Origin of the sequence: Streptomyces sp. NPDC001093 (genome assembly GCF_040298985.1) — a bacterium.
GTDB lineage: Bacteria > Actinomycetota > Actinomycetes > Streptomycetales > Streptomycetaceae > Streptomyces.
Genome location: NZ_JBEPBF010000224.1, coordinates 1 through 8,878 on the forward strand (window position 1 = coordinate 1; position 8,878 = coordinate 8,878).

Consider the following 8,878-nt stretch of genomic DNA (forward strand, 5'->3'; position numbering starts at 1 on the left):
TCCGAGTAGTCCTTCATCGCCATCGGCGGTCTTCTCGCTTCCTCCGGATCAAGCAGATCCAGTATCAGCGTGTCCACCACTCAGGGGGAGGCTCCCTCCTGTCAGGACAACCAACTGATCAGTGCCCAACTTTGCCGGAATGATGGCCGGTTGGGATGGAGGGTGTTCGGGAAGAGGTGAAGGTCCTGGTAGATGGGTTGGCGACCAAATCAACCCGTCTGCCCGGAGCTTCACGTGCTCGTTTACCCATCGGGGATCGATCTGTCCAGTTCGACCCTGCGCTACCTCTCCCGCTTGCTGGCCACCCGACGCCTGGAGCGGGGCACGCGGTGGCGTCGGCTCCCCGCAGCTCGGCAGGCCCTGCTGGTCCTGGCCCACCTGCGGTGCGGACACACATACGCCCAGCTCGCAGCCGGTTCGGGGTCGGGATCGCCACCGTCTACCGCTACATCACCGAAGCGGTCGAGGTCCTGGCCGCCGTCGCACCGGACCTCGCCACAGCCGTACGCACCGCCACACACAAGGCGTTCGTGATTCTCGACGGCACCCTGCTGCCCATCGACCGGATCGCCGCCGACCGGCCCTACTGTTGAGCTGGCACGGAGCGCGGTGCCGGTGTTGCCACCGGTCCGTTTCTCCGTGCCGCTCGGGCATGGGCTGCCGCATCTGCGTACGACTCGTCCCCTTGACCGGCAAGGAGGGGGCAGCACTCCGGCCCCTCCGAGAAGGTCAGGACCTTCCATGTCTTAGGCCGGACACCATCGTCCGGCGCCATCTGACCTCGTGTTGGGCTTCCTCGACCGCTCTCTGCACATGCGCAGCCGCGTCCTGTGGAGGGTCGACAAGCTCTCCTCCTAGCGGCTGCAAGCAGCCGCCTGTACACGTGGCGTGCTACGTCACTTCGCTCGCGGCTCGGCAGCGGCCGGCCGCTCAGCCTGCGAGAGCGCACCGACCCATGGCCATCCGTACACTGCGCACCGGCCCGTCCAACACAGTAAACGCCCCCCAACGCCTCCGCGAGGTGTCCGCCGAGCAGCGAGCCGAGCCGCACCAGCCTTATGGTGACGTCCGCAGGCATGGTCCTGTCCCCCGTGGCAGTGGCCGTGTCACCACTCGCACGACTGGGACGGGCGCGTCGAAAACGAAGTCGAAGGGCAACGGTTCGATCTCTGTGCGCGCCAGGGGCTGACACCGGAGTCCCGGTACGCGGTAACGTGCGCGCCCGGTCCGATCATCGTACTGTCCGGGGACTGTTATGCCTGATCCTTCCACGCCGCCGGACGACCGGCAGGTGTCACCCATGACCGCCCGTGTGACGGCCGAGTCGCGAGGCAGGTTCTTGAGGCGGCGTCAGGTGCTGTGGTCCGTGCTGCCGCCGGGCGTGGTCGCCGTGACCGGTGCGGTGGCCGCCGCGCTGGTCGGCGATGGCCACCTGGACCGGGCGGACCAGGGCGCGGTGTTGGCCGGCGTGGTCCTCATCGGTGCCATGGCGTCCGGGATCGCGGGCGTACGGGCTGCAGCGGAGGCACGAGCAGTCACCAAGCACTGGGCGGAGTTGTCCCGCGCGGCCGACCGGAACCGTGCCGAACTGGCCGAGCTGACCCGTACCACAGCCGAGGGCAGGGCCGAACTGGAGTTGCTGTGCCGCCGGTTGCGGGCTGGGGAGCGGGCCCTGCGGCGCCGACCGGAACTGCCGCCGCAGACCGGCCCGGACGAACTCTCCCGCCTTGGATTCGAGATCGCTGCGGCCCGGCACGAGGCGGAGGCAGCCCTGCTGGAGACCGCCGCCGGTGCGGTCGGTGCGGAGCACAACTCCCGGCTGGAGCAGTTCGAGGTGTTCGCCAACCTGGCGCGCCGCCTGGAGTCCCTGGTGCACCGCGAGATCGGCCTGCTGGACAACCTGGAGAACGAGGTCGAGGACCCCGAACTGCTCAAGGGGCTGTTCCGGGTGGATCACCTGTCCACCCGGATCCGCCGCTACGCCGAGAACCTGGCCGTGCTCGGCGGCGCGAACACCCACCGCCAGTGGGCCCGCCCCGTCGGCCTGACCGACGTGCTGCGTTCCGCCGTCGCAGAGATCGACCAGTACGCCCGGGTCAAGCTGGTCCCCCCCATCGATGGAACGGTCAGCGGCCACGCTGTGGTCGACGTCGTCCATCTGCTGGCCGAGCTGCTGGAGAACGCCACGGTCTTCTCACCGCCCCAGACCACGGTGCACGTGCGGGTGGAGCCCGTCGCCGCGGGGGTGGCGATCGAGGTCGAGGACCGGGGCTTGGGCATGTCCCCGGCCGAGCGCAACCAGATGAACACCGTTCTGAGTGCACCCGACAAGGTCGCCCTCGGCGAGCTGCTGCAGGACGGCCGGATCGGCTTGTACGTGGTCTCCGCCCTGGCTCAGCGGCACGACATCGCCGTGCAGTTGCTGAGCAACGTCTACGGCGGCACGCAGGCCGTCATGGTGCTGCCCAAGGCACTGCTCGGCCCGCAGCCCGCAGCTCCCACGCCAGTCCTCCACACCGTCCCGGCCCCTGACGCGGGGCCGCAGGACCCGGTGGAACCCGAGACGGCGGACTCCCGTGCGACAGCGGTGGGCGTCGTTGCGGATCCGCTCGTGTCCGAGTCCGGAACCCAGCCCGCCCCGGTGCCCTCCGACGGCGAGGACGACCGTCCGCGGCTGCCTCAGCGGCGCCGCCAGGACCACGGCGCCGAACGGCCGCACCCGGTCCCCAGCGCCCGTGCCGCCGAGGACATCCCACACGACCCGGGCCTGATGGCCGCGTTCCAGACCGGACTGCGCAGAGCCGAGGAAGCGGAGACGCACTGACAGCCGAGCCGCCCTGAAGGCCCGGGGCCCCGTCCAGCAAGCCGTTTCCTTCCGTCGAAGAGGAGTACACGATCGTGGCGAGCGAAGACCTTTCCTGGCTGTTGACAGGTCTGGTGAACCGGGTGCCACACACCCGAAGTGCCTTGTTGCTGTCCTCGGACGGGCTGGTGAAGGCAGCGGAGGGACTCGACGCGGACGCCGCGGACCAGCTGGCCGCCCTTGCCAGTGGGCTGTACTCGTTGGCGCGCAGCGCGGGCCGGCACTTCGACGACGGCGGTGACGTGCGACAGATCGTGACGGAACTCAGCACCTCGCTGCTGTTCGTCTCGGCCGCCGGGCACGGCGCGGTGCTGGCGGTGCTGGCCGGACGCGAGGCGGATGCAGCGGTGCTGGGCTACGAGATGGGGATGATGGTGAAGAGCGTGCGCCCGCACCTGGCCACACCGCCCCGGCACCCGGTGGGGTAACCGATGACGCCGGTCCTCCCAGACGGACCGCTGATCGACGAAGCGGTCGGGCGGCTGGTCCGTCCCTACACCGTGAGCGACGGCCGGACCAGGGCCACGTCCCACTTCACGCTCGTGACCGTGGTGCAGGCCACTGGCGCCCAGACGCAGGGCGCCTTCGGACTGGATCATGCGCAGGTGCTGGCGCTGTGCGAGCGGCCTGTGAGCGTCGCCGAGGTCGCGGCCCGGATGCAGGTGCCCGCCGCCGTGGTCAAGGTGCTGCTGTCCGATCTGGCCGAGGGAGGCGCGGTGGTCGCAGGTGATGCGCCCTCGCCTCCCCCGGGCCACTCCGCACGACCTGATCGAGACCTCCTGGAAGCGGTACGCGATGGCCTCCTCAAACGACTGTGATCCGCTGCCCGCCAGAGTCCTGCCGGTGGGAATCAAGGTGCTCATCGCCGGCGGGTTCGGCGTGGGAAAGACGACCTTCGTCAACGCGCTCAGCGAGATCGAGCCGCTGAGCACCGAGGAAATACTGACCGCCGTCAGCGCGGCCACGGACCGGCTGGACGGAGTGGAGAACAAGGCCACCACCACGGTGGCCCTGGACTTCGGCCGGATCACGCTCAGTCCGTCCCACGTCCTGTACTTGTTCGGCACGCCAGGACAGGAACGCTTCTGGTTCATGTGGGACGAACTCTCCGAGGGAGCGCTCGGGGCGGTGGTCCTCGCCGACACCCGCAGGCTGGAGCACTCCTTCGCAGCGGTGGACTTCTTCGAGCGGCGTGGCATCCCCTTCGTCGTTGCCGTCAACGAGTTCGACGGCGCCCACCGCTACCGCGCGGAGGAGGTGCGGACCGCTCTCGACCTCAGGCAGGAGGTGCCGGTCGTGCTGTGCGACGCGCGCGTCCAGAGCGCGGGCATCCGCGTACTGCTCGAACTGATTCAGCATCTGCTCACGACAAGGAGTTCCCATGGCAGCGACACCGACCAACTCCTCCGGGCCTGAGTCCGGGATCGCCCTGCGCCACCTGCTCCTTCCCCCGGAGGACCCACAGGTGCGTACCAGAACCGAGCGGCTGCGCGAGCTGGGCATCGAAGCCCGTCCGGATACGGAACTCGACGCCTTCGCACGGAAGCTGGCACACCGTACCGGTGGCTGCTACGCCGGGGTCAACTTCTTCCTCGACGCCGACCGCCAGTACTTCGCAGGGTTGTACAGCGTCGCACAGGACACCACGGTCCACGTGGGACCGCCGTTGCTGAAGGACCCCGTGCCCGGCCGCGTCATGCCCCGCGACATCGACATGGGCATCTGCCCGCACGTGGTCAAGCGCCGCCGGGCGCTGGTGCTGGAGGACATCCGGGACTTCCCGCGGTTCGCCGGTAACCCCGTGGTCGACGCGATCGGCGTCCACTCCTACCTGGGCGCACCACTGATAGACAGCACCGGCGTAGTGCTCGGCACGATCTGCGTAGTCGACCAGGACCCGCACCCATGGGGGCATACGGGGCTGGAAACGATCAAGGCCATGGCAGCGGAACTGGTCGAACGAATCGAGGAGTCGGCGCGCCGTCGGAACTGACCGGCGCTGCCGAACCCGCACGCGGCCGCCCCCGGAAAGTGCCCGGCGCGGCCGTCCAGCACCCGCCCATGCCGAAAATCTCGGCCAAGGGATCCCAGCGGTCGGGCGTTCGCGATGCCCTGATGCTCGCGGTGTGCAGGGGCCCGCTCCCCTGCTGCGGGCGGCTGCCGTCGCTCGCCCTTCGGACCAGCGTCCGTCCCGTGCCGGCCTCGGCAAGACGACCAGTTGGTGCTGAGGAACCCGAGGTTGATGCCCGCGTCGGCCGGATCGGGCCAGCGGGTCGTCACCACCTTCCCTGGGAGGGCCGCCCGGCCGCCTTTGCCGTTGAACTTGAATATGCCCGGGCACAAGAGCGCTCAGGGCCGGCCCTTCGAAGGCTCTGGTCAGCGGACGAAGGAGAACTCCGGGTATTTCTTGTCGGGGCCGTCGAGCAGGGTGCTGTGCCGGTGGCGCAGTTCCTGGTCGAAGAAGGCGGCGAGGTAGACGCGCTGGATCTCGATCGCGCGGTTGGGGTCGATCGTGCCGTACACCTGCTGGAGCTGGGCCGGCGTGAGTCTGAGCAGGATCGCCTCCTGCGGCGCCATCGCCTCGTCGTCAACGAACGACACGTGCGCCGCGCCGTGGAGCTGGATGTCGACCCGGTATCCCTTCAGATGCGACCACAGCGTGCGCCACGACCCGTCGTTGTCACGGTTGTGGGTGGCGGAGCTGAACAGCATGAAGGGGCGGTCCAGGTTCTTGCTCGGCGCCGAGCCGAAGAACTGGCCATCCAGATTGGCGCCGGCGGCGATGCGGTGGTCGAGCTGCATGGAGGTGTCGACCGCCGCGCCGCCCAGCGAAGCGCCGAACATCCCGATGCGGGGCATGTCCACGGCGTGCGACAGCCCGGTGGGGAGCCTGGCGCGGTCGACGTCCGGGTTGCCACCCTTGGCGATCGCAGCGAGCTGGTTGGACGAAGTGGATGTCGGCAGCGCGCACATTGAGCGTCTCGGAGGAGTGCGCGCCAGCCGGCATGGTGTTGACCTCGACCCGTCCGTCGGGGAACTGCACCTCGTTGGCGTCGTGGGTGTGGTCGACGGTGACGACGAGGTAGCCGCGGCTGGCCAGGTCCTCGGCGAGCACGGTGCCCCTCGCGCGGTCCGAGTGCAGCCCGCTGGAGTACAGCAGGACGGGCAGCTTGCCGAGCTTCGCGTCGACCGGGGCGAGGACATGGCCCGCGGTCTTCGGCAACGTCACCTGTTGTGGCGTCAGGCCCTGGGAGGCGAGGAAGTGGGCGCCGGAGACTGCTGGCATCCACGGCGCCGCGTAGTCACCGCGGGTGGAGGCGGCCGGGTACCAGAACGACACCATCAGCTCGCGCGGCTTGCCACCGGGCACGTACGGGTCCGTGCGGGACTTGTCGACGAGGTGCAGGCTGAACGTGCCCACGCCGTGGCGCCCGGTCCGTGCGGGCAGACTGAGCTGGAGAGCGGACGTGCCCGCGCGGGGCGTGACGGCCTCCGGACGGACGGCCGTGTGCTGCTTCGGCACCCCGTCGTGCCGGGGCGCCCAGGGCGCGTCGTCCCGCTCGGGCTGGGTGGGCGAGAACCCGGTGGCGGTGAGCCTGTTGGCCGTCTTCCCGGCGGCCATCGCCGGCGTCATCCCCGCACCCAGCGCGATGGCCAGCTTACCGGCCGTACCGACCGCTCTGGCGATCACTCTGCGACGGTGGCGCGGTCGGCGGTGTTTCATGGGACCCCCTTGTTGAGCAGCGATCAAAGAACTGGCGATCGGCTGTTGTACGCCGTACCGCCGCAGTGGCCTGCGGATCTGGAGGCCCTGGCGTTCACCGCGGCCGCAATCGGCACGAGCAGTGACCTCGTCCGGCTGTGCCCTCCCGCCAGTCCTCTCTTTGTGCCGGCCTGCTCGTCGCTGAGCGCGGAGCCCCCAGGCCGACGCGCAACAAGAGCTCCAGGCCGCCCGATCCCCCGCCGCCAAGGAGTGGCCCCACAGCTCGCTCGAGGTGCTTGACGCCTTGCGGAGTAGCCGCAGCAGTGGAGTTCGTCGGCGACGGCAGACACGCCGACCGCGGCAAGGCCACCGTCGCGCGGGAACCGCGCACGTCGTCACTGGCCTGTTCGACTGAGCTAGGGCCTGTTGCGAAAGCCGTAGGCGGCTGGCTCCACGACCCAGACCAGGCTTCCTTGGAGGAGCTGACGGGCCAGGGCCGGCCTGCTGGCACTCCCAGCTCACGGACGACTGGGGTGTTCGAGAGACGCCGCCCCACAATTCCCGCGTGCCGCCGGGAGTGCGGAGATAGCCTCGGCGCTGTCAACGTCCGAAGGGGAGGGGTAGAGGTATGCAAGGGCAAGACTGGATCGAACGTGCGGGAGAACTGTTCGAAGCGGCGATGTTCGGCGGAGACACGTCCGCGCTGGACCGGTCGGATGAGGTGCTGGACTCAGTCGAGGCGCCGCTTGCCATGGCACGGGGCAAGGTGCTGCACGTCCGCTTCCTGAACGACCGCGAAGAGAACCCCCAGGAACTGGTGCTGTTTGAGCGCGCGGCCGAGTTGTACGAGCGTCTGGGGGATGCGTCGGGTGAGGCGGAAGCGCTGTTCTGGGTCGGCTGCTGGCACCAGGTGGTCAAGGGCGACGGCGTCACTGGCAGGCCGTACTTCGAGCGGTCGTACGCGCTGGCGAAATCCGTCGACGACCGGATGACTATGTCCTATGCGATTAGGCATCTCGGCTTCACCGACAAGGATGCAGGCCGCTTCGATCAGGCCCGCGAGCGGTTGATTGAATCGGTGACACTGCGCCGTGAGATCGGCTTCCGGCCCGGGGAAGCAGCTGGCCTGGTGGCACTGGCCTACTTCGCGGCCGAAACCGGCGACCCAGCGGCAGCGTTCCTCCACCTTGACGAGGCGCAATCGGTCGCCGAGAGCTGCGGTGCCAAGGCCGTGTTGGGGTGGATCGAGCAAGCCCGCACGCACATCCGTTCCTAGGCTCTGACTGGGAAGCGCTGGTCACAGCCACTCATTGATGGCTGCGACCAGCACTGTCGCTTCGTAGCGGACGGCGAGTCTGTCGTACCGAGTGGCAACGGCCCGGTGACGCTTGAGCCGGTTGATCCCGCACTCGACCGCGTGCCGCTGCTTGTAGTCGTCCTTGTCGAACTTCGGCGGCCGCCCGCCACGCGATCCGCGCTTGAGCCGGTTGCGGACACGGTCCGCCGGAACCGGGATGGTGGCCTTGATCCCGCGTCTGCGCAGGTAGGAGCGATTGCTGCGCGAGTCGTATGCCTTGTCGGCCCGGACCCGGTCCGGGCGCTTGCGCGGCCTGCCAAGCCCCAGCCTCGGAACTCGGATGGCTTCCAGGACCGCTTCGAACTGCGGGGAGTCGCCCCGCTGCCCGGCCGTGATCACGACGGACAAGGGCTTCTGCCCCTGCTCGACCGCGAGGTGGATCTTGCTGGTCAGTCCGCCGCGCGAGCGTCCGAGGCCGTGGTCGGCCGGCTCGACGAAGATCCCGCCGGGTGGCTCCTTCTGAAGGTCCCCTTTTTCGCCGCCCCGGCAGCGTGCTGGTGGGCCCGGCAGACAGTGGAGTCGACGTTGACATCCCAGGTGATCAGGCCCTTCGCGTCCGCCTCGGCCTGGAGCTGGGTGAGGATTCTCGCCCAGGTGCCATCCCGCTGCCAGCGCCGGAACAGGTCATAGACCCGGTCCCACGGCCCATAACGTTCGGGCACGTCCCGCCAAGGCGCACCAGTCCGCGTCCGCCACCGTATGCCGTCTATCAACTGCCGCCGCGTCCACACCTGCGGCCGACCCGGTTTGAGTCCCGTCGGCAGCAGGGGCTCAAGCCGGGCCCACTGGCCGTTGGTCAGATCCCCACGCCCCACGGGACCTGATCATCGACGAACAAGATCCACTTTCGCAACAGACCCTAGCTTGACTCTGTCGGGGATCTTGGAGTTTCCCGGTGCGGCAGCATGGTCGACGGGGATGATCGGGGAGTTCCGCCGACCGTTGCAGCTGTCGA

8 protein-coding genes and 2 pseudogenes are annotated in these 8,878 nt (G+C 69.0%); 7 read left to right on the forward strand and 3 right to left on the reverse strand.

The genetic code is table 11. The features are described 5' to 3' along the window. Positions 1-234: 234 nt before the first annotated feature. The 6 genes and pseudogenes from ABT288_RS48270 to ABT288_RS48295 form a co-directional block, all read left to right on the forward strand. Positions 235-587 (forward strand): annotated as a pseudogene (locus tag ABT288_RS48270) (transposase family protein); the annotation flags it as partial. A 713-nt stretch (positions 588-1,300) separates the two neighbouring features. Next, positions 1,301-2,824 (forward strand): sensor histidine kinase, encoded by a 1,524-nt coding sequence (locus ABT288_RS48275; RefSeq protein ID WP_351622985.1) that lies wholly within the window; start codon positions 1,301-1,303, stop codon positions 2,822-2,824. A 74-nt stretch (positions 2,825-2,898) separates the two neighbouring features. Then, complete coding sequence (locus tag ABT288_RS48280) at positions 2,899-3,291, forward strand: roadblock/LC7 domain-containing protein (RefSeq protein ID WP_351622988.1); 393 nt, start codon at positions 2,899-2,901, stop codon at positions 3,289-3,291. A gap of 3 nt (positions 3,292-3,294) precedes the next feature. Beyond that, the gene (locus tag ABT288_RS48285; RefSeq protein WP_351622991.1) at positions 3,295-3,681 is read left to right on the forward strand and encodes a DUF742 domain-containing protein; all 387 of its coding nucleotides are present in this window, start codon (positions 3,295-3,297) and stop codon (positions 3,679-3,681) included. Further along, positions 3,659-4,279 (forward strand): GTP-binding protein, encoded by a 621-nt coding sequence (locus ABT288_RS48290; protein WP_351622994.1) that lies wholly within the window; start codon positions 3,659-3,661, stop codon positions 4,277-4,279. Before ABT288_RS48285 ends, ABT288_RS48290 begins: the two co-directional genes overlap by 23 nt. Beyond that, a complete protein-coding gene (locus tag ABT288_RS48295; RefSeq protein ID WP_351622997.1) occupies positions 4,245-4,856 on the forward strand; it encodes a GAF domain-containing protein in 612 nt (203 codons plus the stop codon). Before ABT288_RS48290 ends, ABT288_RS48295 begins: the two co-directional genes overlap by 35 nt. 383 nt (positions 4,857-5,239) lie before the next feature. Here ABT288_RS48295 and ABT288_RS48300 read toward each other — a convergent pair whose 3' ends face one another. Both ABT288_RS48300 and ABT288_RS48305 read right to left on the reverse strand, forming a co-directional pair. Next, a complete protein-coding gene (locus ABT288_RS48300; RefSeq protein WP_351623000.1) occupies positions 5,240-5,836 on the reverse strand; it encodes an alpha/beta hydrolase in 597 nt (198 codons plus the stop codon). A 142-nt stretch (positions 5,837-5,978) separates the two neighbouring features. Then, positions 5,979-6,587 (reverse strand): annotated as a pseudogene (locus ABT288_RS48305) (hypothetical protein); the annotation flags it as partial. 607 nt (positions 6,588-7,194) lie between these two features. On the opposite strand from ABT288_RS48305, the gene ABT288_RS48310 reads away from it, so the two are divergent. After that, positions 7,195-7,842, forward strand: coding sequence for a tetratricopeptide repeat protein (locus tag ABT288_RS48310; protein ID WP_351623003.1), 648 nt, complete (start codon positions 7,195-7,197; stop codon positions 7,840-7,842). 21 nt (positions 7,843-7,863) lie between these two features. Here ABT288_RS48310 and ABT288_RS48315 read toward each other — a convergent pair. After that, positions 7,864-8,738 (reverse strand): IS5 family transposase gene (locus ABT288_RS48315; protein ID WP_451337261.1). Its coding sequence is split into 2 segments (ribosomal slippage): positions 7,864-8,351 and positions 8,351-8,738, totalling 876 coding nucleotides; the frame shifts between segments, so codons are not numbered across the junction. Between the last annotated feature and the right edge of the window lie 140 nt (positions 8,739-8,878).